We start from the raw sequence: 25366 nt of genomic DNA on the forward strand, positions 1-25366 counted from the left end.
CCGTCGACGCCGGCCGCCTCGATCGCACGGGTCTTGACGTCGGTCACCGGACGCGGTCCGGGTGGAGCTGCTTCGCCAGCGATTCCACGGCCGAAGGCATCCGGACGCCGAGGACCGTCGAGGACAGCGGCAGGACCGCGAACCGCTGGTTCTTGATCGCGGGTACGTCCTTCAGCGCCGGGTGGGCGAGCAGGAACTTCTTCTTGTCCTCGACGGACCGGTCGCCGTAGTCGTAGATGACGATCGCTTCCGGGGCGCGCTCGGCCACCTGCTCGAACGAGACGTCACCGAAGGCCTTGTCGAGGTCGCCGAAGAGGTTCGCACCGCCGGCCCGGCGGATCATCTCGTTCCCGATGCCCTTGCCGCCCGCGGTGAAGGCCGTCTTGTCACCGCTGTCGTACACGAAGAGCTTGACGGGGGTGACCCCGGCGAGTTGGGTCTCGACCTTGTCGAGGGTGGCGTGCAGCTTCCCCAACCGCTCCTCTCCCCGCTCCGGTACACCGAAGATCTTGGCGAGAGTACGGATCTCCTCGTCCATGGAGGCGACGGTCACGGGGCCGGTGGGGCACTCCTCGGTGTTGAGGTGGGTGTCGATCCCGGCCTTGGCGAAAGCGGCGCGGCTGCGTCCTTCCTTCTCGTCGAAGGTGGAGGACCATCCGCCGTAGACGAAGTCGGGCTCGGCCTCCAACAGCACCTCGAAGGAGGGGTATTCCTTGGAGATGACCTTCACGCTGTCGTATGCGGCCTGGTACTCGGGGAGGATCTTGTCGTCCAGGTAGCCCGTGCCGACCATCGACTTCTCCACGCCGAGCGAGAGCAGGGCCTCGGTCGCGTGCTGGTTCAGGGAGACGGCGCGCTGCGGCGGACGCCGGTAGGTGGTCTTCACGCCACAGTTGTCGATCGTGACCGGAAAACCCTTGGCGGAAGGACCCGCCGACGAGGTTGCGGAGGGGGTGTTCCCGCCTCCGCAGCCGGATATCAGCACGGCCAAGGCGCATGCGGACAGCAGGGATTTCAGGTGGTTGCGGGGCATGGATGGTCCTCTCACCGCAGATGGATCCGATGTTCTGACACGCCTTCGTCGGTGGACTCGGCCGTGTCGGGGGTACCGCCGCCGGGCCTTTGGGAATCCGGCCGGTTCTGTGTCTCCTTCGAGCATTGTTGCAAATAATGTGCAACTGCATCTATAAGGCAATAAGCAGGGTAGGGTGGGCAGGGCTCGCGGGGGCGCAGCGGGTCATGCGCGGCGATGCGCGCGACGGCTTCAGGTGGTGCGTGAAGCGGCGGCACCGGGCCCTGTGGGTGATGTGTCCGGTACTTCCTCCGTCGTTCCACGAGGGGCGAAGCGGATGGGGGCCTGGAAGCGAGCCTTGCGGGCCGCACGGCGGAAGACCGTGAGGACGGCCGGGCCGGCCAGGCAGATGCAGATGAAGTTCGTGACGGCGCGGCCGGTGTCCCAGCCGAGGGAGGTGGCCAGGTCGAAGGCCAGGTAGCGCTGGAACTGCTCGGTGAAGGGGAGGCCCGGGAGGTAGGCGATGGAACTGTTGGGGTCGAGGGAGAAGGGCCAGAAGGAGAGGTTGAGAAGGAAGCCGAAGAGGTAGCCGGAGAGGGATCCGTAGGTGGCCAGGAGGGCGACCTCGCGGCGGCCGGTGGCCCGGGGGAGGAAGCCGGCGAGCATGCCGACGAAGGCGCAGCCGAACATCTGGTACGGCATCCACGGGCCCACGCCGCCGGTGATGAGGGCGGAGGCGAAGAGGGACGTGCAGCCCAGGGTGAACCCGAAACCGGGGCCGAAGACGCGGCCGGCCAGGACGAGGATGAAGAAGACGGTCTCGATGCCGGCGGTGCCCGCGCCCAGCGGGCGGATGGCGGCGTTGACGGCGGAGAGGACACCCAGCATGGCCAGGGCTTTGGAGTTGATGCCGCCCTCGGCGATCTCGGAGATCACCACGGAGAGGACGATCACGAGGAGCACGCCGAAGATGAGGGGCGGGGCGTAGTTGGAGCCGAACTTCCCCGGTGCGACGAGGAAGGGCCAGAAGAAGGCGACGATGCCAAGGAAAGCGGCCATGGCGATGACGGCCGCGGCCCGCGGCCGGATCCGGATGGCGGGGCTGAGCGCGGTCACGAGGCGGTGTCCCTTCCTGTGTCCGTCCCTGTGTCCGTCCCTGTGTCCGTTCCGGTGTCGTCGCCGAGGGCTGCGACCGCTTGGGCGACGGTGAGGTACGGGAGCGGGGAGAGGATCTTGGCGGTCTGCGGGGCGAAGACGGGGGAGGCGACGATGACCTCGGTGGTGGGCCCGTCGGCCACGATGTCGCCCTCGGCCATGACGACGACCCGGTCGGCGGCACGGGCCACGAACTCGACGTCGTGCGTGGAGATCACGACGGCCCGGCCCTCCGCGGCGAGGTCGTCGACGATACGGATGAGCTGTTCCTTGGCCCGGTAGTCCAGCCCCCGGGTGGGTTCGTCGAGGAGCATCACCCGCGGGGCGGCGGCGAGTTGGATGGCGAGGACCAAGGCCAGCTTCTGTCCCTCCGACAGGTCACGTGGGTGCGTGGTGTCGGGGATGCCGGGTGCGAGGCGATCCAGAATGGCGCGGGCGGGGGTGCCGGTGGCGGTCACCGCCGATTCGGCGTCGGCTTGGTCGAGTTCCTGCTTCACCGTCTCCAGGTAGAGGAGGTCGGTGGGGGTCTGCGGGACCAGGCCCACGAGCCTGCGGGCCTCGGTGGCGGACAGCTTGCGGGGGTCGGCGAGCTCCGCCGTGTCCGTCGGTATGCGTACGGTGCCTGCCGCACGGGGTCCCGAGCCCTGGAGGGCCCAGAGGAGGGAGGACTTGCCCGAGCCGTTGCGGCCCATGAGGGCGGTGACCTCGCCACCGTGCAGGGTCAGGTCCACCTCGCGTACGGCCGGCACGCCCTGGTAGCTCACGGTCACGCCGCGGGCGGTGAGAAGGATGGGCCGGTCCGCGGCGAGTGGCGGGCGGGCCGGTCCGGGAGTGGTGCCGGTCAGCCGGGTGCGCACGGGGGCGGCGGCCCGGCGGGCGTCGCGGATGGAGAGGGGGAGCGGGTTCCAGCCGGCGGCGCGGCCGAGTTCGACGATGGGCGGGGCGATGGACGTCCTACGGAAGATCTCCGCGGGTGGACCGGAGACGACGCGGCCGTCGCCGGGGAGGTGGATGACGCGGTCGGCGTACTGGACCACGCGCTCCAGGCGGTGTTCGGCGAGGAGGACGGTGACGCCGAGGTCGTGGACGAGGCGGGTGACCGCGGCCAGGACCTCTTCGGCCGCGGTGGGGTCGAGCGCGGAGGTGGGCTCGTCGAGGACGAGGATGCGGGGGTGGGCGGTGAGTACGGAGCCGATGGCGACGCGTTGCTGCTGTCCACCGGAGAGTTCGTGCAGGGCGCGGTGGCGCAGGTCGGCGAGGCCGAGCAGGTCGAGGGTCTCCTCGACGCGTTTGCGCATGGTGGCCGGGGGTATCGCCAGCTGTTCCATCGTGTAGGCGAGCTCTTCCTCCACGGTGTCCGTGACGAACCCGTCCAGCGGATCCTGCCCCACGACCCCCACCACGTCGGCCAGTTCGCGCGGAGGGTGTGCGGCGGTGTCGCGGCCGTCGACGAGGACGCGGCCGGAGAGGGTTCCGCCGGTGAAGTGCGGGACGAGGCCGTTCACGGCGCCGAGGAGGGTGGACTTGCCGACACCGGTGTGGCCGACGACGAGGCAGAGTTCGCCCTCCTCGACCGTGAGGTCCACGTCCCGCAGGACCGGTTCTGCCGTGTCCTCGTACTGGACGGTGACCTGGTCGAAGTGGATCACTTGGGTTCCTCGGTGCGCTGTGCGGGGACGGTCGGCCGGGCGATTGGTGCCGGGGGAGGAGCCAGGAAGCCCGCAGTGCCGGCCAGAAGGATCGCGGCTGCCGGGACCAGAGGCAGGGTCGGCCAGCTGAGCGGATAGATGGAGGGGTTCAGCTCGGCCGCGTTGAAGCCGACGTTGGCGAAGAGGAGCACGGCGGACAGCACTCCGCAGCCGGCCACGGCCCATTCGGCGGCCCGCCACGGGTCGGGCCGGTAGGTGGTGCGGGTGATGCGACGGCCGCCCAGGCGCAGCCCCGCGAAGCAGAGGAGGGCGCCCGCACCCATGGCGGGCAGACCGAGCAGTGTGGGGGCGGTGGCGTCGAGGAGCCCGTACGCGCCGGCGCACAGGCCGCACATGCCGAGCAGCATGAGGGCTCCGGTGGCGTGGCGGGAGCGGCGGGTTGCGGTGCCGGCGCGGCCGTAGCCGCGGGAGTCCATGGCGGCGGCGAGGCGCAGGGATCGTTCGAGGGCGTCTTCGAGGACGGGGACGATGATGCCGCGCAGGGCCCGAAGCCCCTTCGAGCGGCCTGCCCGCAGGCGCTTGGCGCGGTGGACGCGCTGCACGCTCTGGACGAGCTGTGGGGCGACGCTGATGGAGACGGTGACGGCGACGCCGAGCTCGTACAGGGCGCCGGGCAGGACGCGCAGGGCGCGTTTGGGGTTGGCGAGGGTGTTGGCGGCGCCGATGCAGCACAGCATGCAGGCCAGCCTCAGTCCGTCGGTGGCGGCGGAAAGGAGGGCCTCCAGGGAGACGGGGCCGCCGAGTTGGATGCCCGCGTACCAGTCGGGGGTGGGGATGTGGGGGAGGGAGAAGAGGAAGTGGTCGCGCGGGGTGATGCCGGTGGCGAAGATCGCGCGGAAGGTCACGCGGATCGCGACGACGGTGAGGGCGAGGTACAGGTAGTACTTGAAGCCGCGGGCCCATGGTGCCTCGGTCCGGCGCATGGTGATGACGTAGCCGAGGACCGCCAGGACGAGGAAGAGCAGCAGTGGGTTGTTGGTGCGGCTGACGGCGGTGGCGAGGGCGAGGGCCCAGATCCACCAGGCGACCGGGTGCAGGGTGCGGGGCAGACGGCGGCCGCCCGCGTCCGGCGCGAGGCCGGACACAGGCGGCTTCGCCGCGGCCGTGGTGGTGCGTGGCACGCGGTTACTCCGTACGCCGGCGGCGCTTGGCCGCGAAGACGGCGGCGGCGCCGATCACCAACACCAGCGCCCCGGTCGCGACGGCGGGCAGGTACGAGCCGACGTCGTGCTTCGCGTCGGCGGCGGGCGCTGCTTCGACCACCTGCGGGCCGGGGGATGGGCCGGCCATGGCGGGTGCGCCGGTGGACGGTGACGCCGACGGGGTCGCGGCGGTTTCGGTCGGGCCCCCCGAGGGGGACGGGCTCTCCGAAACGGTAGGGCTCGGAGGTGGGGTCGTTGCCGGTGCTGCCGCGGGCGGGTTCGCGGGCCTGGGACCGGTGTTGACGTTCGGCGGGAGCGGTTCGGCGGTGCGAGTGTCCTTGGGTGCCGGGCCGCCGGCCGGCTTCGTGTTCTTGGCGCGGAGCTGGTCGGGGGTGAGCGTGGGCTTGCCCTCGGTGCCCTCGATGTCGGTTCCGCCGAAGATCCACAGGTCGACGCTGCCCGGCTTGGGCTTGTAGAGCATGGCGCCGAGCTGGCTGTACTGCCAGGTGTTCTGGCCGGGGTCGGCGTGCCAGTACGACCAGTAGGCGGAGGCGGGCGGGGTCAGGACGCAGTCGTCCTGCTGCGCCGTCGGGTACTGCTTCCCTCCCTGGTGGCCGCTGTAGCCGATCCGGCAGATGAAGGCGGGCCCGTCGTGCCCGGTGCCGGTCGTGGCCCAGCCGCCCTGGTTGAGCAGTTCGTACCCGGTGGTGGGCGTCGTACCGCACGAGCGGTAGACCGGCCCGCCCCAATGACTGAAGTCCACGGCGAGCACCACGCCGGACGACGTGGTGCACTGGCCCATCGCCTGGGGTGCGGCGCCGGCCGGGGCCGCGGTGGCGGCGAAGGCTGCCACCGTCATTGCCGGCGCGGCGGCCGTTCGGGCCAGTACTCGGACGAATCGGCTGCGCCTCATGCCTCGCTCCCCGGGGCCGGTCGGCGGCGCTTGGCGGCGCGGGTGATGCCCCAGCCGCCGAGGACCAGGACCAGGGCCGCGGCGGCGAGCGTGCCGACCTGGGCGCCCGTGGAGGCGAGAGGGCCGCCGCCGGACCCGGACCCGCCGGTGCTTCCGGCTGCGCCGGTGCCGCCCGAGTCCTCACCCGGGGTCACGATGACGGGGGTGCCGCCGCCTCCGGAGGAAGTGCCCGCGGACCCGCCGTTCGTGCCGCCCGTGGGGGTGGGGGTGGGGATGGGGTGGGGGGTGGTGCCTGTCAGGTCGCGCTTGAGGACGGCGAAGGAGATGCCGGTGGTGCCTCCGACGGCCTGGGTCGAGGCGCGGACATCGGAACCGGGCTGACCGCCCTTGATGACGTTGAACCCGCCGTCGGCGTTCTGCTGGGTGGCCAGGAACTTACGGGCCTTGGCGATGTTGTCCGCGTACTTCGTGCCCTCCAGGGACATACCCTGGATCGCGAGCGCGGCGGAGTTGACGGAGTTCCCGGAGGCACCGGGGAAACCGCCGTCCTCCAGCTGCTGCGTCACCAGCCAGGCGATCGCCTTGCTGACGGAGGCCTGGGAGCCGGCGTCGGGGAGCAGGTCGACGGCCATGGCCGCCATTGCGGTGGAGTCGACCTCGGGGGCGCTCTTCTCGCCGATCAGGCTGGGCCAGGCGCCCGAAGTCTCCTGGAGGCTCTTGAGGTACGCGATCGGTTCGGCCGCTGCCGTCTTCTCTCCGGCGCGGAGCTGGGCGACGACACCCAGGGATTGGGAGAAGACCGAGGTGGCGTACGTGTAGTTGCCCTTGGCCGCACACTGCCGGGGGGTGTCCGTCTTCGCGGTGCAGGTGCCCTTGGCGAGGGCCGCGATCAGGTCGTGGCCGCCGAAGGCACGCGGGTCACGGCCGACCGCCTCGGCGAGCAGGGCCGTCTTGCCGATGGAGCCGCCGCCGGCGTACTTGGTACCGATGAGGGTGTAGTCGTCGATGGTGCGGCCCTTGCTGTCCTTGCCGCCCTTGTCGAGGAAGTCGACGATGTTGCGCAGGGTGGCGTCGTCGCCTCCGGTCGCGGCCAGCGCGTAGGCGCCGTCGATGGTCATCCCGTAGTCGGCGAAGCCGGGGCTGCTCTCGTAGTAACGGCCTTGGATCAGCTGCTTGGGGGCGGTGAGGTAGGCCACCGCCTTCTTCAGATCGGGGCCGTCACCGGCCGGGGGCGTGGTCGGCGGGTCGCTCTTCTTGGTGGTCAGGGCGACGAGGTCGCTCTTGGCGGCAGCGACGGCGACCGGGACGGTGGCGAAGAGGCGCGATTCGGTGTCCTCCTCCTCGAAGCCGAAGCCGCCCGCGGGGAACTGGTGGCGGGAGAGCCAGGAGAGGCCGGCGTCGGCGAAGGCGTCGTCGCCGAGGGCGCGCAGGGCCTGGGCGGCCCAGCCGGTGGAGGCGGGGCTGCCGGTGGTCAGGTAGGAGGCGGAGGGCCAGGCACCGGTCGCCAGCTGGGACTTCTTGAGGTAGCCGCGGGCCTTCTGCACGGCGGCGTCGTGGCCGCCGGCGCGCCCCAGGGCCAGGGTGATCAGGCCGGTGGAGTTGGCGTCGCTGTCGCACCAGCCGCCGGAGCGGATGAGGATGCCGGTGAAGCCGCCGTCCTCGCACTGGAGGCCGGTCAGCCGGTTCACGGCGTCGGCGGGCGGGGTGACGCCGCCGTTCAGCAGGGCGATGACGGCCATGGCCTGGGCGTCGGACTGGCCGGTGGTGCGGAAGTCGCCCTTGGTGAGGCATCCGTCGATCGGGTCGCCGTCGCCGGAATCCCGGGGGCAGACGTACTTCACGAGGTCGCCGAGCAGGTCGTGCCCGCCGAAGGCGCGGGGGTCCTTGCCGGTGGCTTCGGCGACCAGTGCGAGGCGCGCGGCTGCGGTGGCGTCCGGGATGCCGTCCTTGCCGGCCGGGTAGGCGTACGCGTCGGTCTGAGCGGGAGTGGCCAGGAAGTCGGCCGCCTTCTTCGCCGCCGGGCTTTTCGGGTCGGCGGACACCAGGGCGAAGACCGCCTCGGTGGTGAGGAAGTGGTTCGGGGCGGTCGCCCCGTCGTCGACGACGCGTTCCCCGTCCGTCAGCTTTCCGGTGATCCAGTGGATCGCGGCGGGCGCGTCGACCTTCCCTGCGGGCACGGTGGGCGGAGCCGTGGGAACGGTCGGATCGGGCGTGGTCCCGCCCCCGGCCCGCACCTCGTCGGGGGAGAACGTGGGCTTGCCGGAGGTGCCTCCGACATCCGTGCCGCCGAACACCCAGGCGTCGACGTCGCCGGCCTTCGGCGTGCGCGCCATCGCGCCGAGCGGGCTGTAGGTCCAGTTCTTCTGACCGGGAGAGGCGATCCAGTACGACCAGTAGGCCGTGGCCTGCGGCGTGAGGACGCACTCCTCCTTGTCCGGCGTGGGGTACTGGGTTCCGGTGCCCTTGCCGATGCGGCAGATGAACCCGTCGCCGTCGTGGACGGTTCCCTCCATGGTGAAGCCGCCGGTGTGCAGCAGCTCGTACCCGGTGGTGGGCGTGGTGTCGCAGCCGCGCTCGACCTTTCCGCCGAACGGACCGAAGTCGACGGCGACGATGGCGCCCGTGGTGGCGGTGCACTGCTCGATCGGGTCGGCCGAGGCGGGAGCCGTCCCGCCCACGAAGGCCACGCTCGCGGCGAAGGTCAGGAGCGCCGCCGAGATGAGCGACAGCAGTCCCTTGCCGCGCATGCGTTGCTGTGATTGCTCTGCGGTCCCCACCACGGCCCCTTGTGTCGGCCGGGCGGACCAGTGCGTGGCAAAGGGCTCGCCGAAGGCATGACGCCACGGGAAAGCCGTTCGAACCACGCCGTAGTCCGCGACGGCGTTTCTCGCTGCAAAAACCTGGCTCCAGGCAGTCCGACTCGCCCGGACGGTGCCGGGCCTACGGTTGCGGGTCAGCGCCGGATTTCGACCGGCTTCCCCTGGAGCTGAGTGCTTATCAGTCGGAGTGGACCACGCGGCCAAAGACAGCGTCAAGGTGGTCTGCGTCTCACGCGGCAGCGGCTCCGGTCCCGCACGACCACCGGCCACGCCGATGGCTGGCGGACCTGTGATCGCTCGGGTAGCGTCCTGGGCTGCCACGTGGGGGAACCTGGTGCGAATCCGGGGCTGACGCGCAGCGGTGTGGGACGGCAGGGGGCCGTTTCCGAGCCCGAATGCCCATCTGGCGAGTCACGTTCACCAGCCGTACCACGCGTTCGGACGGCCGCCACCGCGCTCCGGGCTGCCCGCCCGTACGAGCCCCGGTCAGGTCGGCGTCCCTCATTCCAGGAGCAGGCCATGTCCCGTCCCCGTACCTCCCGCCGCCTCACGCTCGCGATTCCCGCCGCGCTCGGCGCCTTCGTCCTCACCGCGCTGCCGGCCTTCGCGACCTCGTCGCCCGCGCAGATCGCCACGTCCAAGACCAACGGTGTGACGTACCTCAAGTCCCTTCAGGCGGCCGACGGTTCGTACGCCGGGGCCGGGCTGTCCAACGAGTGGGCGTTCACCACCTTCGCGGCCGCCGGCACGGCCGTCGTCGACGTCTACCCCGGCGGGGACACCACGAAGAACGCCCGGACCGTCTACCGCAACCTGCTGTCGACAGCGGGCTGGCCGCAGGCGTCCCCCGTCGTCACCGACTACGAGCGCGGCACCCTCAACGCGTACGCCGCCGGCATCGACCCGGCCCGCGTCTCCGCCTCCCGCAACCTCATCGCGCACGTCTACTCCTACTGGCAGACGGCCGAGCCGGGCTACTTCGGGCCCTCCGGAAACTTCAACGGCACCGTATTCGCCGCCCTGGCGCTGCGCGGTGCCAAGACGCAGGGTGGCGCGAACCGCATTCCGCAGGCGCTGACCGACTCCCTCGTCACCCGGATCCGCGCCAACCAGCACGTCGACGGCGGGTGGACGTTCCAGAAGGGCGAGGGCAACCCGACCGTCCTGAACTCCGCGAGCGATGTCGACATGACCGGCGCCGCCATGGCCGCGCTCTGCGTCTTCGGTGTCCCGAACACCGACACCGACGTGGTCCAGGCGAAGAACTTCCTCAAGAGCACGCTGGTCTCCGGCACCGGCGCGTTCAACTCCCTCTACGGGGTCAACACCAGCTCCAACGGCTGGGGCGTCGCGGGCCTCAACGCCTGCGGATTCAACCCGCAGACCGGCGACTTCCTCACGGGCAGCGGCAAGACCCCGATCGACTTCCTGATCGCCAACCAGTACAACCCGGCCGGCGGCTTCAAGTACAAGCCCGCCGACACCAGCCCCACCGCCTACGCCTCCATCGACGCCCTGCGGGCCGTCGCGGGCGGCGGCTTCACCACCGCCCCGCCTGCCCCGGTCACCCCGGGCGCCCCGCAGTGGGTCGGCCAGTCGACCTTCACCGCCGGGACGGCCACCAAGCTGGCAATGACCGTCGACGACGGCGCGGGCAACCTCAAGGTCTGCTCGGTGTCCTTCACCCCGACCGGGACGACCACCACCCTCGGTGACGTCCTGGGCGCCGCGGCGACCTCCGCGGCCCCGTCCGGATGCGTCACGAGCGTCACGCCGTCCTCCGGCACCGGGACGATCACCGCGGTCAACGGCAAGGCCAACAGCGGCTCCAACACCTGGAAGGTCAGCGTGGACGGCTCGGCCTTCGCCGGGGCCGCCCGCAACAAGGTCATCAACGTGGGCGACACCATCGCCCTGCGGTGGGGTGTCTGATCATCCGCGGGCGGTGAGGGGTGCGGGCCCACGGGCCCGCACCCCTCACCGCTGTGTTCCGAGCCATCGGAAGGCAGGCGGGCGCGCCTCCCGGCTCTGCTGACGGCCGTCGGCAGAGCCGCTGGCAGAACCGGGTCGGAGTGTGGACAGCTGCGGCCGCGCGCCCGCCCTTTGTACCGGTGCGGACTAGAACGACGTCCAGGTGAAGGCGACCTGGTCGCCGGCATTGAGCTCGAACTGGCAGCCGCCGACCGGGGTCGGGGTGCCGTTGACGGAGATGCTCCAGTAGGCGGAGCCGCCGCCGCTCACGTTCTTGATGGTGTCGACGGAGAAGTCGTCGAAGGACGCGTACCAGGTGCCGTCCCAGGTGAAGCCCTTCTTGTGGGCGGCGTCGTCGAGGGCGGCGGTCGGGGTGGGGACCTTGGACGGGTTGGCGCCACCGTTGGTGCCGTCGCACTTGTGGGTGCCGCCGGTGGCGGTGGTGACGTCGTGCCCCTTGGTCTTGATCTTGCCCTTGAACAGCAGTCCGCTGGGGCCCTGGACCGTGAGATCGACCTTGACGGCCTTGTTCGTGTTCGGCTTGGGGGCCGCCTCGGCCACGGCCGGAGCGGTGGCGAGCGCGAGCCCGAGGGCGACCGTGGCTATCACGGAGCGACGGGCGAGGATCTGGCGCACGGGGTGCCTTCCTGAGAGGGATGACGGGTCCGCCGACGATCCCTCCGACCCGCGCGCCCACCCCCTGCTCGCTTCCGTGGGGAAGCGGGTAGGGGGTGCCGGCTCGGGCTGGGGGCTTCGCGCTGCAGGCCATGACAGTGAGAAGCAGTACGCATCGCACCCCGGGTACTCCGACTCACGGTGCGGTCAGCCCCGTTCACGGTTGCAGGTCAGCGCCGGAATCCCACCGGCTTCCCCCAGTTGTGCATGCATTCGGTTGTGAGCCCCGGCCGTGCGGGCCGGAGCAGAACGCATCGTACGGCGTGGCGGGCGGGTGCCGGAAGGAAACCCTTGAAGAAGGGCAGTGGGACGGGGCGTGACGACACCACTCGTCACGCCCCGTCCTTCCTCAGCTGCCGGGCACCCTCAGAACCCGTGCGGCGAACCGGGACTTATCGGTCCCGGCCGTACGTGTGGAACCCGCGGCCGGTCTTGCGACCGAGCAGCCCCGCCTGAACCATCCGCTGGAGCAGCGGGGGCGGGGCGTAGAGCGGTTCCTTGAACTCGTCGTAGAGCGATTCGGCGATCGCGGCGACCGTGTCGAGGCCGATGAGGTCGGCGAGCCTGAGCGGGCCCATGGGATGGGCGCAGCCCAGCTCCATGCCCGCGTCCACGTCCTGCGCGGTCGCGAACCCGGACTCGGCCATGCGGACGGCCGAGAGCAAGTAGGGGATCAGCAGGGCGTTGACGACGAAGCCGGCACGGTCCTGGGAACGGACGGCGGTCTTGCCGAGGGTGTCGCGGACGAAGGTCTCGACGCTGTCGGCCACGCGTGGCGCGGTGTGCAGGGAGGACACGATCTCGACCAGCGGCAGGACGGGTACGGGGTTGAAGAAGTGCAGGCCGAGCACGTGGTCGGCGCGGCGCGTGGCCATGCCGAGCCGCATGACGGGGATGGCGGAGGTGTTGGTGGCGAGGATCGCCTCCGGGTCTTCCACGATCTTGTCCAGGGCGGTGAAGATCTCGGTCTTGGCGTCGGCGTTCTCGGTGACCGCCTCGATGACGAGCCGGCGGTCGGCGAGATCCTCCAGATCACCCGTGAACAGGATCCGGGCCAGCGCGTCTTCGGCGGAGATCCGGTCGAGTTTCCCGCGCTGGACGGCGCGTTCGAGGGAGGCGGCGATCCGCTCGCGGGCTGCCAGGGCGCCGGCCGCATCGGCCTCGGCGACGACGGTGTCGAGCCCGGCCCGGGCGCAGACCTCGGCGATGCCGGCACCCATCTGCCCTCCGCCGACGATCCCGACCCTCTGGATGCGGCGCGTGCCGTCCGACTGAGCGGGGGCGTTCACGCTGTCACCGGCGCGGTGCGACGAACGAGGTGGCGGGAGTACGCATCCGGGGTGAAGAAGGCCGGGAGCCGCCCCGAGAGAGCCCCGTCCACGAAGACCTCGCGTGCTTCGAGGACCAGGGCCTGCGGATCCTCCTCCGCCAGGGCGGCGCATTCGGCGTCGAGGAGGTCGAGGACGGCGGCGCGTTCCACCCGGTCGTGCCGGAGCCACTGCCAGATCTGGACACGCGCGATCTCGGCGGTCGCCGCGTCCTCCATCAGCCCGTACAGGGCGACGGCGCCGTGGCCGCGCAGCCAGGCGTCGAAGTAGCGCAGGGCCACAGCGACGTTCGAGCGAACCCCCTCGTGGGTGGGCGGTGCGGCGATCCGGCGTACCGAGAGCAGGTCGGCGGCCGTGATCTCGACGTCCTGGCGCGTGCGCTCCAACTGGTGGGGCCGGTCCCCGAGAACGCCGTCGAAGACCTTGCGGCAGACGGGCACGAGCCCGGGGTGGGCGACCCAGGATCCGTCGAATCCGTCCTCGGCCTCCCGCTCCTTGTCGAGACGGACCTTCGCCAGTGCCGCTTCCTTCGCGGCCGGGTCCTTGCTGGGGACATGAGCGGCCATCCCGCCGATGGCGTGGGCGCCGCGCTGGTGACAGGTACGTACGAGGAGTTCGGTGTAGGCACGCATGAACGGGGCGGTCATGGTGACGGCAGCCCGGTCCGGGAGCTGGAAGTCGGTGCGGTGGCCGAAGGTCTTGATCAGGCTGAACAGGTAGTCCCAGCGGCCCGCGTTCAACCCGGCGCTGTGCTCGCGCAGTTCGTAGAGGATCTCCTCCATCTCGAACGCGGCGGTGATCGTCTCGATGAGGACGGTGGCGCGGACCGTGCCCCGGGGGATCCCCAGGAGCTCCTGGGCCAGTACGAAGATGTCGTTCCACAGGCGGGCCTCGTACCGGTTCTCCAGCTTGGGGAGGTAGAAGTACGGGCCGTGGCCGGCATCGATCTGCCGCTGCGCGCAGTGGAAGAAGTAGAGGCCGAAGTCGACCAAGGAGGCGGCGACGGGTCGGCCGTCGATCTCCAGGTGTTCTTCGAGGAGGTGCCAGCCGCGCGGGCGGACCATGATCGTGGCGAGGTCCGTACCGAGGCGGTACTCCTTGCCCTCGGCCGTGGTGAAGTCGATGCGCCGGTCGATGGCGTCGAGCAGGGTCAGCTGGCCGCCGATGACGTTGCTCCAGGTGGGGGCGGTGGCGTCCTCGAAGTCGGCCATCCAGACCTTGGCACCGGAGTTGAGGGCGTTGACGGCCATCCGGCGGTCCGGCGGGCCGGTGATCTCCACCCGGCGGTCGGTCAGTCCGGGCGCGGGCGGCGCGACCCGCCAGTCCGGGTCGGCGCGGACCGCGGAGGTGGCCCGGGAGAAGTCCAGCGGTGTCCCCGAGGCCAGGTTGCCGGAACGGCGGCGGCGCTCCTTGAGGATCTCCGCACGACGCCCTGCGAAGGCCGCGTCGAGGCGGGCGATGAAGGCGAGCGCAGCCGGGGTGAGGATCTCGCCGTGGCGTTCACCCGGTGTGCCGAGGACTCGGACACCGGCGGTCAGGGACGTGGATGACATGCGGTTCTGCTCCTCGAGGGTGGGCGGCCGGCGCCCGAGGGAGGAACCTCGGGCGCCTTCGGACGACGACGGTCGGCGGCTGGGCGTGGCCGGATGGGGCGGGAAGGCGATTCCTAGTGGAACTGCTCTTCCTCGGTGGAGCCGGAGAGCGCGGTGGTGGAGGAGGCCGGGTTGACCGCGGTGGAGACGAGGTCGAAGTAGCCCGTGCCGACCTCGCGCTGGTGCTTGACGGCGGTGAACCCCTGCGCCTGGGCGGCGAACTCGCGCTCCTGGAGGTCGACGTAGGCGGTCATGCCGTGCTCGGCGTAGCCGCGGGCGAGGTCGAACATGCCGTGGTTGAGGGAGTGGAAGCCGGCCAGGGTGATGAACTGGAAGCGGTAGCCCATCGCACCCAACTCGCGCTGGAACTTGGCGATCTGGTCGTCGTCCAGGGCCGCCTTCCAGTTGAAGGACGGCGAGCAGTTGTAGGCCAGCATCTGGTCGGGGTACTGCGCGTGGATCGCCTCGGCGAACTCCCGGGCCTGGGCCAGGTCCGGGGTGCCCGTCTCCACCCAGATCAGGTCGGCGTACGGGGCGTACGCGAGGCCGCGGGCGATGACCGGGGCCATGCCGTTCCGGACGTGGTAGAAGCCCTCGGCGGTGCGCTCACCCGTGCAGAACTGCGCGTCGCGCTCGTCGACGTCACTGGTCAGCAGGGTCGCGGCCAGGGCGTCCGTACGGGCGATGATCAGGGTCGGGGTGTCGGCGATGTCGGCCGCCAGGCGGGCCGCGTTCAGGGTGCGGACGTGCTGCGCGGTCGGGACGAGGACCTTGCCGCCGAGGTGGCCGCACTTCTTCTCGGAGGCCAGCTGGTCCTCGTAGTGGATGCCGGCGGCGCCTGCCGCGATCATCGCCTTGGTGAGCTCGAAGGCGTTCAGCGGGCCGCCGAAGCCGGCCTCGGCGTCCGCGACGATCGGCGCGAGCCAGTCCGTCGTGTCCGTGCCGCCCTCGGCGGTGGCGATCTGGTCGGCGCGCAGCAGCGCGTTGTTGATCCGACGGACCACCTGCGGGACCGAGTTGACCGGGTAGAGGCTCTGGTCGGGGTAGGTGTGTCCGGCCTGGTTCGCGTCGGCGGCCACCTGCCAGCCGGAGAGGTAGATCGCCTGGAGTCCGGCCCGCACCTGCTGGACCGCCTGGCCGCCGGTGAGGGCGCCGAGGGCGTGGATGTAGTCCTGCTCGTGGAGCTGTCGCCACAGCCGCTCGGCGCCGCGCCGGGCCAGGGTGTGCTCCTCGCGGACGCTGCCCGAGAGCCGCACCACGTCCTCGGCCGTGTAGGTGCGTTCGATGCCCGCCCACCGGGGATCCGTCGACCAGCGCTGGGTGAGGGCCGCTGCCGCCGTCTTCGTCGTGTCTGCCATGACCGTCACCGTCTCCATGAGTGCGAAGGGATGGCACGAGGTGCCATCCACTGGGATCGCGGCCCGCCGCACCGGTGTGGAACGAGCTGAGCAATGTTGCCGAACCACTCGCCAGAACCTGCCGGATCACCGACATCAGGGCATGGATCGGGCCCGGTTGGTCCTGCCGCTGCCGCCTGTTCCGGCGGGCCGCAGGTCGACTCTGTCAGCGACACCCAGTGCCATCAATCGTGGACGTCTGCTAAGTTCTGCGCATCTTTCCGGGCCCGTTTGCGAAGTCTGCCAACCTCTCGGGACCCGGACGTGTGCGGAGGGCCGGGCCTCGGGCCCTCGGGTGAGGGGGAGCGATGAGCAAGACGTACGCGGGGGCGCGGCTTCGGCGGCTGCGCGAGGAGCGTCGGATGAGCCAGGCCGACCTGGCCCGGGTCCTGGGCATCTCCCCGAGCTACCTGAACCAGATGGAGCACGACTCCCGTCCGCTGACGGTGCCGGTTCTGCTGCGGCTGACCGAGGCCTTCGGCGTCGACCCCGGGTTCTTCTCCGAGCGGGATACCAGCCGCCTCGTCGCCGACCTGCGCGAGGCGCTCGCGAGCGAGGTCGCCGAGGCCCGGGTCTCCCCCTCCGACCTGGCCGAACTGGCCACCCGGATGCCGGCCGTGGCCGCTGTCCTGCTGGACCTGGGACGGCGCAGCCAGCTGCTGACCGAGCGCCTGGCGGACACCGCGGACGGCCGGGACGGCGGCCCGACGGCGCCGCGTTCACCGCACGAGGAGATCCGCGAGTTCTTCTACCGTCGCCAGAACTACCTCCACGACACCGACCTCGCCGCCGAGGCCCTCGCCGGGGAGATCGGCATCCGCCCCGGGGAGGTCGTCCGGGTGCTGTCGCGCCGCCTCACCGAACACCACGGACTCCGCCTCGCCGCCGACTCCGACCGCCTCCACCACTTCGACGCGAGCTCACGGGTCCTGCACCTGTCCGGCCGGCTGCGGCCGGGCCAGCAGGCGTTCCGGATGGCCACCCAGCTCGCCCTGCTGGAGTACGGGGCGGAGCTGGACCGGCTGGCCGCCGAGGACTTCCCGCAGGGTTCCCCCGCACACGGCCTGGCCCGGATCGGCATCGCGAACTACTTCGCGGCCGCGCTGATCCTCCCGTACGGCGCCTTCCACACCGCGGCCGAAGAATTCCGGTACGACATCGAGCGGCTCACCGACCACTTCGGGATCGGCTACGAGACCGTCTGCCACCGCCTCAGCACCCTGCAACGCCCCAGGCTGCGCGGCGTCCCCTTCTCCTTCGTCCGCGTCGACCGCGCCGGGAACATGTCCAAGCGGCAGTCCGCCACCGGATTCCACTTCTCCCGCGCCGGCGGCACCTGCCCGCTGTGGAACGTCTACGAGGCCTTCGCCGCGCCCGGCCGCATCCACGTCCAGGTGGCCGCCATGCCCGACGGGCAGCGGTACTTGTGGACCGCCCGCGCCGTCACCCGTCACCGTGGCGGCTGGGGCGAGCCAGGCAAGACCTTCGCGATCGGCCTCGGCTGCGAGATCCGCCACGCGCCCCGGCTCGTGTACTCGGACGGCCTCGACCTCGACAACGTCGCGGCGGCCACCCCCATCGGGATGGGTTGCCGCCTCTGCGAACGACTCGACTGCCCGCAACGCGCGGTCCCGCCGCTGGGCCGCCCGCTCGCGGTCGACGAGAACAGCAGCACCTTCATCCCCTACCCGGTCGCCCGCGACCGGGGGTGAGCTCCGGACTCAGCCCAGCCGGCGCGCCTCCGCCTCGGTCACCGGGTCCCCCGCCCGCACCCCGTGGAGCACGTGGGCGAGCACCTCGGCCCCGCGGACCACGCGGGGTCCCGGCCGGTTGAAGTACGCGGGGCCGTCCAGCACCCACACCGTCCCTGCCTGCACGGCGGGCAGCTCGTCCCAGCCGGGCAGCGACGTGAGAAGGTCGAGCTCCGTCAGGGTCCGCTCGGGCGGGAAGCCGCACGGCAGGACGAGGACCACGTCCGGGCGCGCCTCGCGCACCGCCTCCCACGTCATCGGCTCGGTGTGCTCGCCCGGTTCGGCCAGCAACGGCTCGCCGCCCGCCGCGGTGATCTGTTCGGGTACCCAGTGGCCGGCGGGCCACAGCGGGTCGAGCCACTCGACGGCCACCACCCGGGGCCGCGGCCGGCCCTGCGTTCGGCGCCGTACCTCGGCGAGTCGGCCCCGCAGGTCGGCGCGGCGCCGCTCGGCTCGCTCCCGTACCCCCAGCAGGTCGCCCACGGTGACCAGGCAGTCCAGCACGTCGTCGAGGGTCTTCGGTTCCAGGCTCAGGACCCTGGGTCCGGTGTCCATCACGCGCACCGCCCGGGTGACGCTCTCGTAGGAGACGGCGCAGACCTGGCAGAGGTCCTGCGTGAGCAGGACCTCCGGTGCGAGCGCGGCGAGGGCTTCGGTGTCCAGGGTGTAGAGCGAGGAGCCCGAGTGCGCGGAGCCGCCGACGGACTGGGAGATCTCCCGGCTGCTGAGCGCGTCCGCGTCGAATTCGGCGCGGGTGACGACGGGTACGGAGGCCACCGCGGCGGGCGGCCAGTCGCATTCGTGGGTGCGTCCGACCAGGTCGGCGACGAGTCCGAGGTCCGCCACGATGTTCGTGGCCGCGGGGAGCAGGGAGACGATGCGCATGCTTCGACTCTAGGGCGCGCGGCCGGTGGGTCTGGACTTACTAGGACGTCCAACTATATGTTCCTGGCACAAGGTCCGCGGTGCAGGGAAGCCGGTGCAAAACCGGCACGGTCCCGCCACTGTGACCGGGGAGTGTGCTGCCATCCACACGCCACTGACGAGGTCTGTCGGGAAGGCGGGCGGCACGCGGTGATCCGGGAGTCAGGATACCGGCCGCGGATGTTCCGTGTTGTCCACGAGGATGGAGCAGACACGCATGGCACCGGTTTGTACCCACGACCCTGGTGATCCGGCGGAGCGTACCCGCACCACTTCTGTGCGCTCGTAGTTCTCACGGCCTTCCGTAGCGGTGCACCCTCGTCCGGGTGCTGTCCGCCGGTCTGCCGTGCCATCCCCGGATCCAACCTGACGAGAGCAGGCACCCATGGTCCGTGAACTCACCCATTTCATCGGCGGAAAGCACACCACCGGCATGTCCGGGCTCTTCGCCGACGTGTACGACCCGAACACCGGTACGGTCCAGGCGCGCGTGCCGCTGGCCGGCCGGGCCGACACCGAGGCGGCGATCGCCAACGCGGAGGAAGCGCAGGCCGATTGGGGTCAGTGGAACCCCCAGCGTCGTGCTCGGGTCCTGCTGCGTTTCCTCCAGCTCGTCGAGGCCGAGCGGGAGAACCTGGCCCGCATGCTGTCGGCCGAGCACGGCAAAACCGTCGCCGACGCCCACGGTGATCTGCAGCGAGGGCTGGAGGTGGTCGAGTTCGCCGCCGGTATCCCGCACCTCCTCAAGGGCGAGTTCACCGACAACGCCGGCACCGGCATCGACGTGCACTCGCTGCGCTCGCCGCTGGGCGTGGTCGCGGGCATCACCCCGTTCAACTTCCCCGCGATGATTCCGCTCTGGCAGGCCGCACCCGCCCTGGCCTGCGGCAACGCCTTCATCCTGAAGCCCTCCGAGCGGGACCCGTCCGTACCGCTGCGCCTCGCCGAACTGTTCCTTGAGGCCGGCCTGCCGCCGGGTGTGCTCAATGTGGTCAACGGCGGCAAGGAAGCCGTCGACACCCTCCTCGAAGACCCGCGCGTACAGGCCCTCGGCTTCGTCGGCTCCACCCCGATCGCCGCGCACATCTACGCCACCGCCGCGGCCCACGGCAAGCGCGCCCAGTGCTTCGGCGGAGCCAAGAACCACATGATCGTGATGCCCGACGCCGACCTCGACCAGGCCGTGGAAGCCCTCATCGGCGCCGGCTACGGCTCCGCCGGCGAGCGGTGCATGGCCGTCGCCGTCGCCGTCCCCGTCGGCGAGGAGACCGCGAACGCCTTGGTGGCCAAGTTGACGGAGCGGATCGCCACCCTGCGCGTGGGCCGCTCCGACGACCCCGAGGCCGACTTCGGGCCGCTGGTCAGCCGTGACGCCTTGGACCGGGTGAACCGCTACGTCGGCATCGGAGCCACCGAGGGCGCCGAACTCGTCGTCGACGGGCGCGGTTTCACCCTGTCCGGGCACGAGAACGGCTACTTCGCCGGAGCCACCCTCTTCGACCGCGTGACCCCGCAGATGCGGATCTACCGCGAGGAGATCTTCGGCCCGGTGCTGTCCGTCGTACGGGCCGCCGACTACGAGGAGGCCCTGCGCCTGCCCACCGAACACCCGTACGGCAACGGCGTCGCGATCTTCACCCGCGACGGCGACACCGCACGCGACTTCACCCGCCGGGTGGGCGCCGGCATGGTCGGCGTCAACGTGCCGATCCCCGTCCCCGTGGCGTACCACACCTTCGGCGGCTGGAAGCGGTCCGGCTTCGGCGACCTCAACCAGCACGGCCCCGACTCGATCCGCTTCTACACCCGTACCAAGACCGTCACCTCGCGCTGGCCCTCCGGGGCCAAGGAGGGCGCGAGCTTCACCATCCCGACGATGGGGTGAACGCCGTGACCACCACCCTCACCGAGGACCAGCTCGCGCTCGCCGAGGTCACCCTCGACTTCGCTCAGGAACAGCTCGCACCGCACGCCGTCGCCTGGGACCAGGACAAGCACTTCCCCGTCGACGTCATCCGCAGGGCCGCCGCGCTCGGCCTCGCCGGCGTCTACGTCCGTGAGGAGCACGGCGGTTCGGGCCTGTCCCGAAGCGACGGTGTCCTCGTCTTCGAGACCCTCGCCACCGGCTGCCCCTCCATCGCCGGATACCTCTCCATCCACAACATGGTCGCCTGGATGGTCGACCGCTACGGCGACCGTACGCAGCGCGAGCGCTGGCTGCCCGGCCTCTGCACCGCTGCGACCCTGGGCAGCTACTGCCTGACCGAACCGGGCGCCGGGTCGGACGCCGCCGCTCTGCGCACGCGCGCCGAGCGGCAGGGCGACCACTATGTGCTGACGGGGGTGAAACAGTTCATCTCCGGAGCCGGCGCAGCGGACGTCTATGTGGTCATGGCGCGGACGGGTGACGCCGGCCCGGGCGGGATCTCGGCCTTCGTCGTCGAGCGCGAGGACCCGGGGGTCACCTTCGGGCCCAACGAGCGCAAGATGGGCTGGAACGCGCAACCCACCCGCCAGGTGATCCTGGACGGCGTCCGCATCCCCGCCGATCGACTCCTCGGCGCCGAGGGCGACGGCTTCCGCATCGCCATGAACGGCCTCAACGGCGGCCGCCTCGGCATCGCCGCCTGCTCCCTCGGCGGAGCCCAGAGCGCCCTGGACCGCTCGCTGTCCTACCTGGCCGACCGCGAGGCCTTCGGCTCCAGGCTGCTGGACGCCCAGGCCCTGCAGTTCCGCCTCGCCGACATGGCCACCGAGCTGGCCGCGGCTCGCGCGCTGGTGCGGCAGGCCGCCGAGGCCCTGGACACGGGCGACCCGCTGGCCCCGCGGCTGTGTGCGATGGCCAAGCGCTTCGCCACCGACACCGGGTACGCGGTGGCAGATGCGGCCCTCCAACTGCACGGCGGCTACGGCTACCTGAGCGAGTACGGCATCGAGAAGATCGTCCGCGACCTGCGGGTCCATCAGATCCTGGAAGGCACCAACGAGGTCATGCGCGTCATCGTCGCGCGCGGACTGACGGAGACCCTGCGATGACCAACGAAGCCCCTGAAGTCCACGACCACGTCCTCCTGCGCACCGAGGGCCACGCCGCGTACATCACCTTGAACCGCCCCAAGGCACTGAACGCCCTCAGCCACGCCATGGTGCTCCGCGTCGAGCAGGCCCTCACGGCCTGGGCCCTGGACCCCGCTGTCGAGTTGGTCGTCATCGAGGGCGCCGGCGATCGGGGACTGTGCGCGGGCGGGGACATCCGGGCGATCTACGAGGACGCCCGCACCGGCGGCACCGCCTCGGCCGAATTCTGGCGGGACGAGTACCGGCTGAACGCCCTGATCGCCCGCTACCCCAAGCCGTACGTCGCCCTGATGGACGGCATCGTCATGGGAGGCGGAGTCGGCGTCTCGGCCCACGGCAGTGTCCGCATCGTCACCGAACGGTCGAAGGTGGCCATGCCCGAGACCGGCATCGGCTTCGTCCCCGACGTCGGCGGCACCTACCTCCTCGCGCTCGCCCCCGGGGAGCTCGGTACCCACCTGGCGTTGACCGGGGCCCCCATCGGTGCCGCGGACGCGCTGCTGTGCGGCCTGGCCGACCACTTCGTCCCGGTGGCGGCACTGCCCGCGCTGGCGCGGGAGCTGGCGGTGGACTCCGTACACGCGGTACTGGAGCGCCATGTGGCGGAGCCGCCGGCCGGGGGCCTGGAACCCGCGCGCGAGTGGATCGACCACTGCTACGCCGCCGACACCGCCGAGGAGATCGTCGCGCGGCTGTCGGCATCGGGTGTACCCGCGGCAAAGGACGCAGCGGACACCCTGCTGTCCAAGTCGCCCACGGCGGTCAAGGTAACCCTGGCCGCGTTGCGCCGGGCCCGGCACCTCGGGCCGCTGGAACGGGTGCTGGAACAGGAGTACCGCGTTTCATGCGCGGCCCTGGCCTCGCCCGACCTGGTCGAGGGCATCCGCGCCCAGGTCATCGACAAGGACCGTGACCCGCACTGGTCCCCGGCCGCGCTGGAGGACGTCACCGAAGCGGACGTGGACCGGTACTTCGCCCCGCTCGACGCGAACGAGCTGCGGCTCGTCGCGACCGCTTCGTCCCAGGAGGTCGTCTGGTGAGCAGCACCGTCGCATTCATCGGCCTCGGCCACATGGGCGGGCCGATGGCCGTCAACCTCGTCAAGGCGGGCCACCGCGTCCTCGGCTTCGACCTGGTGCCGGAGTCGCTGGCCACCGCGGCCGCTGCCGGAGTCGAGCCCGCGGCCTCCGCCGTCGAGGCCGCCAGGGAAGCCGACGTGGTGATCACCATGCTTCCGGCGGGCCGCCACGTCCTGGGCCTCTACGGTGAGCAGGGGCTGCCGGCCGCGGCCCGGCCGGGGACCCTGTTCATCGACTGCTCCACGATCGATGTCGCCGATGCCCGCGCCGCCCACGAGGCCGTGGTCGCGGCCGGTCACCGGGCGCTGGATGCCCCGGTGTCCGGCGGGGTGGTCGGAGCCGAGGCGGCCACGCTCACCTTCATGGCGGGCGGTGGGGCCGATGAGTTCGCCGCGGCCGAGCCGCTGCTCGACGCCATGGGCAAGAAGGCGGTGCACTGCGGCGCCGCGGGGGCCGGGCAGGCTGCGAAGATCTGCAACAACATGATCCTCGCGATCTCGATGATCGGAGTCAGCGAGGCGTTCGTCCTCGCCGAGAGCCTGGGGCTGGACCACCAGGCCCTCTACGACGTCGCCTCCACCGCCTCCGGCCAGTGCTGGGCCCTCACCGTCAACTGCCCGGTCCCCGGACCGGTCCCGACCAGCCCCGCCAACCGCGAGTACCGGCCTGGCTTCGCCGCACCGCTGATGGCCAAGGACCTCGGCCTCGCCGCCAACGCCCTCCACTCGGGCGGCGTGAACGCGCCGCTGGGCCTCAAGGCTGCCGAAATGTACGCGGCGTTCGCCGCCGCCGACGGCGCGGACCTCGACTTCTCGGCGATCGTCCGCACCCTCCGACCGCAGAACGGAAACCCCGCATGACCGCATACGAGACCATCCTGCTGGAACGCAAGGGCCGCGTTGCCCTCCTCACCCTCAACCGGCCCGAGGCGCTCAACGCCCTCAACCTCCAGGTGATGAAGGAGGTCGTGGCAGCCACGGAAGAGCTGGACCGGGACCCGGACGTCGGCTGCATCGTCCTCACCGGCTCCGCCAAGGCCTTCGCCGCGGGCGCCGACATCAAGGAGATGCGCCCGCAGAGCTACATGGACATGTACCTCTCCGACTGGTTCACCGCCTGGGACCGGCTCGGCGAGGTCCGCACCCCCACCCTGGCTGCCGTCTCCGGCTACGCCCTCGGTGGCGGCTGCGAACTGGCCATGCTCTGCGACATCCTGCTCGCCGCCGACACCGCCAAGTTCGGCCAGCCCGAGATCAAGCTGGGCGTCATCCCGGGCATCGGCGGCTCCCAGCGGCTCACCCGCGCCGTCGGCAAGGCCAAGGCCATGGAGCTGTGTCTCACCGGGCGCACCATGGACGCGACCGAGGCCGAACGCGCCGGACTGGTCTCCCGGATCGTGCCGGCCGACGAACTGCTCGCCGAGGCCCTCGCGGTGGCCACGACCGTCGCCGAGATGTCCAAGCCGGTCGCGATGATGGCCAAGGAAGCCGTGAACCGGGCCTTCGAGACCACCCTCGCCGAAGGCGTCCGCTTCGAACGCCGCCTGTTCCACGCGGTGTTCGCCACCGCCGACCAGAAGGAGGGCATGTCCGCGTTCGTCGACAAGCGCCCGCCGCACTTCACCCACGGCTGAGCCCACCCGCGTCCGGGGCGGCAGATCCAGCCTTCCCCGGACCGGGTACGGGTACGGGTACGGGTACGAGCCTGACCGGTGCTCGTCGGCGCGGCATCCGGTTGCGCCCCAGGTCGACCGCCACGATCCGTACGGCGATCTCATCGCCTTCACGGACGATGAGCCCCGGACGGCACCAGCGCGGTGAACCGCGCCGACACGGTCTGGCCGACTCGGTCGACGTAGAACACCTCGAAGGCGAGCCGCTGATCGATCTCCACCAGTTCGGAGGGGTGGCTGGATGTCCGGCGCGAGAGGTCTCGGCCGGGCTTCCGTTGGGTACGCGGCGGCCGAACTGCCTTGGCACGGGCTGTGATCAGGGACCCACGGTCTTGGCCGCCGGCCCGCCACGCGGTAGCGTAAGCGCGACATAAAGAAATAGCGACGACGGCGAGACGGAAGTCCGGTGTGAATCCGGCATGGTCGCGCCACTGTGTGCTGCGGCGACACCCCATGGGTGGCGGCGCGGCGAGTCAGACCCGAGGACCGTCGTCCTGCACCACCGTATGGGACGCGTGTTCCCCGAGGAGGTTCCATCATGGCCGAGGCAATCGCTTCCGCTGCCATATCCACCCCCGCCGCCGGCTCCCTGTCGGCTCCGCTGCCTGTGCGCGCGGTTCTGCCCTGGGCGCTCTTCGTCGGTCTCCTGATGCTCGTCGCCCTGTACTTCGTCGGTGCCGAACAGGGCGCCACCGCCGTGTTCGCCGGTGAGGGCGTCCACGAGTGGGTGCACGACGGTCGTCATCTGCTCGGCTTCCCCTGCCACTGAGAGGCCACGCACATGTACGCCTCCACCGTCAGAGGACTACTCGTCCGCGGCATGCTCGCGGGCCTGATCGCCGGACTGTTCGCCTTCGCCGTCGCCTACGTGGTCGGTGAGCCCCCGGTACGGGGCTCGATCGCCGTCGAGGAGGCGGCGGCCGCCAAGGAAGCGGCTCCCGCGGCCGGTCACGCCGGGCACGGTGGTGACGCCGCGTCGGGCGAGGCCGCCGAGCAGGAGGAAGAGCTGGTCAGCCGACCGGTCCAGTCGACCTTCGGCCTGGCCACCGGTGTCCTGGTCTACGGGGTCGCGCTGGGCGGCATCGCCTCGCTCGCGTTCTCGTTCGCCCTCGGCCGCGTCGGCGGGTTCAGCCCCCGGGCCACGGCCGC

Annotated in this window: 20 protein-coding genes and 2 riboswitches; of the genes, 9 read left to right on the top strand and 11 right to left on the bottom strand. The window is 71.2% G+C overall.

The window, feature by feature from the left end; all coding sequences use genetic code 11:
* Window positions 1-43: 43 nt before the first annotated feature.
* From BCL76_RS31275 to BCL76_RS31300, 6 genes are all read right to left on the bottom strand, one after another.
* A complete protein-coding gene (locus BCL76_RS31275) occupies window positions 44-1033 on the bottom strand; it encodes an ABC transporter substrate-binding protein (RefSeq protein ID WP_109782716.1) in 990 nt (329 codons plus the stop codon).
* Window positions 1034-1264: 231 nt separating this feature from the next.
* Window positions 1265-2071, bottom strand: coding sequence for an ECF transporter S component (locus BCL76_RS31280; protein WP_258310000.1), 807 nt, complete (start codon window positions 2069-2071; stop codon window positions 1265-1267).
* 53 nt (window positions 2072-2124) lie between these two features.
* A complete protein-coding gene (locus tag BCL76_RS31285) occupies window positions 2125-3816 on the bottom strand; it encodes an ABC transporter ATP-binding protein (protein WP_109782717.1) in 1692 nt (563 codons plus the stop codon).
* Window positions 3813-4997 (bottom strand): energy-coupling factor transporter transmembrane component T, encoded by a 1185-nt coding sequence (locus BCL76_RS31290; RefSeq protein ID WP_109782718.1) that lies wholly within the window; start codon window positions 4995-4997, stop codon window positions 3813-3815. Before BCL76_RS31290 ends, BCL76_RS31285 begins: the two co-directional genes overlap by 4 nt.
* Window positions 4998-5001: 4 nt before the next feature.
* On the bottom strand, window positions 5002-5931 hold the full coding sequence (locus BCL76_RS31295) for a hypothetical protein (RefSeq protein WP_109782719.1): 930 nt from the start codon (window positions 5929-5931) through the stop codon (window positions 5002-5004).
* On the bottom strand, window positions 5928-8678 hold the full coding sequence (locus BCL76_RS31300; RefSeq protein ID WP_258309994.1) for a prenyltransferase/squalene oxidase repeat-containing protein: 2751 nt from the start codon (window positions 8676-8678) through the stop codon (window positions 5928-5930). Before BCL76_RS31300 ends, BCL76_RS31295 begins: the two co-directional genes overlap by 4 nt.
* A 354-nt stretch (window positions 8679-9032) precedes the next feature.
* Window positions 9033-9171: riboswitch (cobalamin riboswitch) on the top strand.
* Window positions 9172-9269: 98 nt separating this feature from the next.
* Here BCL76_RS31300 and BCL76_RS31305 point away from each other — a divergent pair.
* A complete protein-coding gene (locus BCL76_RS31305) occupies window positions 9270-10682 on the top strand; it encodes a hypothetical protein (protein ID WP_109782721.1) in 1413 nt (470 codons plus the stop codon).
* Between the two features lie 186 nt (window positions 10683-10868).
* Here the strand turns inward: BCL76_RS31305 and BCL76_RS31310 are convergent, their stop codons facing one another.
* The 4 genes from BCL76_RS31310 to aceA form a co-directional block, all read right to left on the bottom strand.
* Window positions 10869-11357, bottom strand: coding sequence for a DUF4430 domain-containing protein (locus BCL76_RS31310; protein ID WP_109782722.1), 489 nt, complete (start codon window positions 11355-11357; stop codon window positions 10869-10871).
* Between the two features lie 431 nt (window positions 11358-11788).
* On the bottom strand, window positions 11789-12685 hold the full coding sequence (locus BCL76_RS31315) for a 3-hydroxybutyryl-CoA dehydrogenase (protein WP_109782723.1): 897 nt from the start codon (window positions 12683-12685) through the stop codon (window positions 11789-11791).
* Window positions 12682-14277, bottom strand: a complete 1596-nt coding sequence (gene aceB / locus BCL76_RS31320) for a malate synthase A (protein ID WP_109782724.1) — start codon at window positions 14275-14277, stop codon at window positions 12682-12684. The genes BCL76_RS31315 and aceB overlap by 4 nt, the downstream gene beginning before the upstream one ends.
* 113 nt (window positions 14278-14390) lie before the next feature.
* Complete coding sequence (gene aceA, locus BCL76_RS31325) at window positions 14391-15674, bottom strand: isocitrate lyase (RefSeq protein WP_109782752.1); 1284 nt, start codon at window positions 15672-15674, stop codon at window positions 14391-14393.
* 347 nt (window positions 15675-16021) lie between these two features.
* On the opposite strand from aceA, the gene BCL76_RS31330 reads away from it, so the two are divergent.
* A complete protein-coding gene (locus BCL76_RS31330) occupies window positions 16022-17425 on the top strand; it encodes a short-chain fatty acyl-CoA regulator family protein (RefSeq protein WP_109782725.1) in 1404 nt (467 codons plus the stop codon).
* Window positions 17426-17434: 9 nt separating this feature from the next.
* Here the strand turns inward: BCL76_RS31330 and BCL76_RS31335 are convergent, their stop codons facing one another.
* Window positions 17435-18349: a cobalamin-binding protein gene (locus BCL76_RS31335; RefSeq protein WP_109782726.1), complete on the bottom strand. Its 915-nt coding sequence runs from the start codon at window positions 18347-18349 to the stop codon at window positions 17435-17437.
* Window positions 18350-18410: 61 nt separating this feature from the next.
* Window positions 18411-18581, top strand: a riboswitch (cobalamin riboswitch).
* Window positions 18582-18773: 192 nt separating this feature from the next.
* On the opposite strand from BCL76_RS31335, the gene BCL76_RS31340 reads away from it, so the two are divergent.
* From BCL76_RS31340 to BCL76_RS31370, 7 genes are all read left to right on the top strand, one after another.
* Window positions 18774-20273: a CoA-acylating methylmalonate-semialdehyde dehydrogenase gene (locus tag BCL76_RS31340; RefSeq protein WP_109782727.1), complete on the top strand. Its 1500-nt coding sequence runs from the start codon at window positions 18774-18776 to the stop codon at window positions 20271-20273.
* A 5-nt stretch (window positions 20274-20278) separates the two neighbouring features.
* Entirely contained in the window at window positions 20279-21424 is a 1146-nt protein-coding gene (locus BCL76_RS31345) for an acyl-CoA dehydrogenase family protein (RefSeq protein ID WP_109782753.1), read from the top strand.
* Complete coding sequence (locus BCL76_RS31350) at window positions 21421-22506, top strand: enoyl-CoA hydratase/isomerase family protein (protein WP_146228458.1); 1086 nt, start codon at window positions 21421-21423, stop codon at window positions 22504-22506. Before BCL76_RS31345 ends, BCL76_RS31350 begins: the two co-directional genes overlap by 4 nt.
* Window positions 22503-23405, top strand: a complete 903-nt coding sequence (gene mmsB / locus BCL76_RS31355; protein WP_181382803.1) for a 3-hydroxyisobutyrate dehydrogenase — start codon at window positions 22503-22505, stop codon at window positions 23403-23405. Before BCL76_RS31350 ends, mmsB begins: the two co-directional genes overlap by 4 nt.
* A complete protein-coding gene (locus BCL76_RS31360) occupies window positions 23402-24178 on the top strand; it encodes an enoyl-CoA hydratase (protein ID WP_109782729.1) in 777 nt (258 codons plus the stop codon). Before mmsB ends, BCL76_RS31360 begins: the two co-directional genes overlap by 4 nt.
* A 577-nt stretch (window positions 24179-24755) precedes the next feature.
* A complete protein-coding gene (locus BCL76_RS31365; RefSeq protein ID WP_030730185.1) occupies window positions 24756-24986 on the top strand; it encodes a CbtB domain-containing protein in 231 nt (76 codons plus the stop codon).
* A 12-nt stretch (window positions 24987-24998) separates the two neighbouring features.
* Window positions 24999-25366: CbtA family protein (locus tag BCL76_RS31370; RefSeq protein WP_146228459.1), on the top strand; the 368-nt coding region annotated here is incomplete at its 3' end.

The organism is Streptomyces sp. CG 926, assembly GCF_003148825.1.
GTDB lineage: Bacteria > Actinomycetota > Actinomycetes > Streptomycetales > Streptomycetaceae > Streptomyces.

Coding starts and splice junctions, on each gene's coding strand:
- BCL76_RS31300 (WP_258309994.1), bottom strand. CDS start 8,678: ATGCGCGGCAAGGGACTGCTGTCGCTCATCTCGGCGGCGCTCCTGACC.
- BCL76_RS31295 (WP_109782719.1), bottom strand. CDS start 5,931: ATGAGGCGCAGCCGATTCGTCCGAGTACTGGCCCGAACGGCCGCCGCG.
- aceB (WP_109782724.1), bottom strand. CDS start 14,277: ATGTCATCCACGTCCCTGACCGCCGGTGTCCGAGTCCTCGGCACACCG.
- BCL76_RS31330 (WP_109782725.1), top strand. CDS start 16,022: ATGAGCAAGACGTACGCGGGGGCGCGGCTTCGGCGGCTGCGCGAGGAG.
- BCL76_RS31275 (WP_109782716.1), bottom strand. CDS start 1,033: ATGCCCCGCAACCACCTGAAATCCCTGCTGTCCGCATGCGCCTTGGCC.
- BCL76_RS31365 (WP_030730185.1), top strand. CDS start 24,756: ATGGCCGAGGCAATCGCTTCCGCTGCCATATCCACCCCCGCCGCCGGC.
- aceA (WP_109782752.1), bottom strand. CDS start 15,674: ATGGCAGACACGACGAAGACGGCGGCAGCGGCCCTCACCCAGCGCTGG.
- BCL76_RS31340 (WP_109782727.1), top strand. CDS start 18,774: ATGGTCCGTGAACTCACCCATTTCATCGGCGGAAAGCACACCACCGGC.
- BCL76_RS31360 (WP_109782729.1), top strand. CDS start 23,402: ATGACCGCATACGAGACCATCCTGCTGGAACGCAAGGGCCGCGTTGCC.
- BCL76_RS31305 (WP_109782721.1), top strand. CDS start 9,270: ATGTCCCGTCCCCGTACCTCCCGCCGCCTCACGCTCGCGATTCCCGCC.
- BCL76_RS31350 (WP_146228458.1), top strand. CDS start 21,421: ATGACCAACGAAGCCCCTGAAGTCCACGACCACGTCCTCCTGCGCACC.
- BCL76_RS31280 (WP_258310000.1), bottom strand. CDS start 2,071: ATGGCCGCTTTCCTTGGCATCGTCGCCTTCTTCTGGCCCTTCCTCGTC.
- BCL76_RS31335 (WP_109782726.1), bottom strand. CDS start 18,349: ATGCGCATCGTCTCCCTGCTCCCCGCGGCCACGAACATCGTGGCGGAC.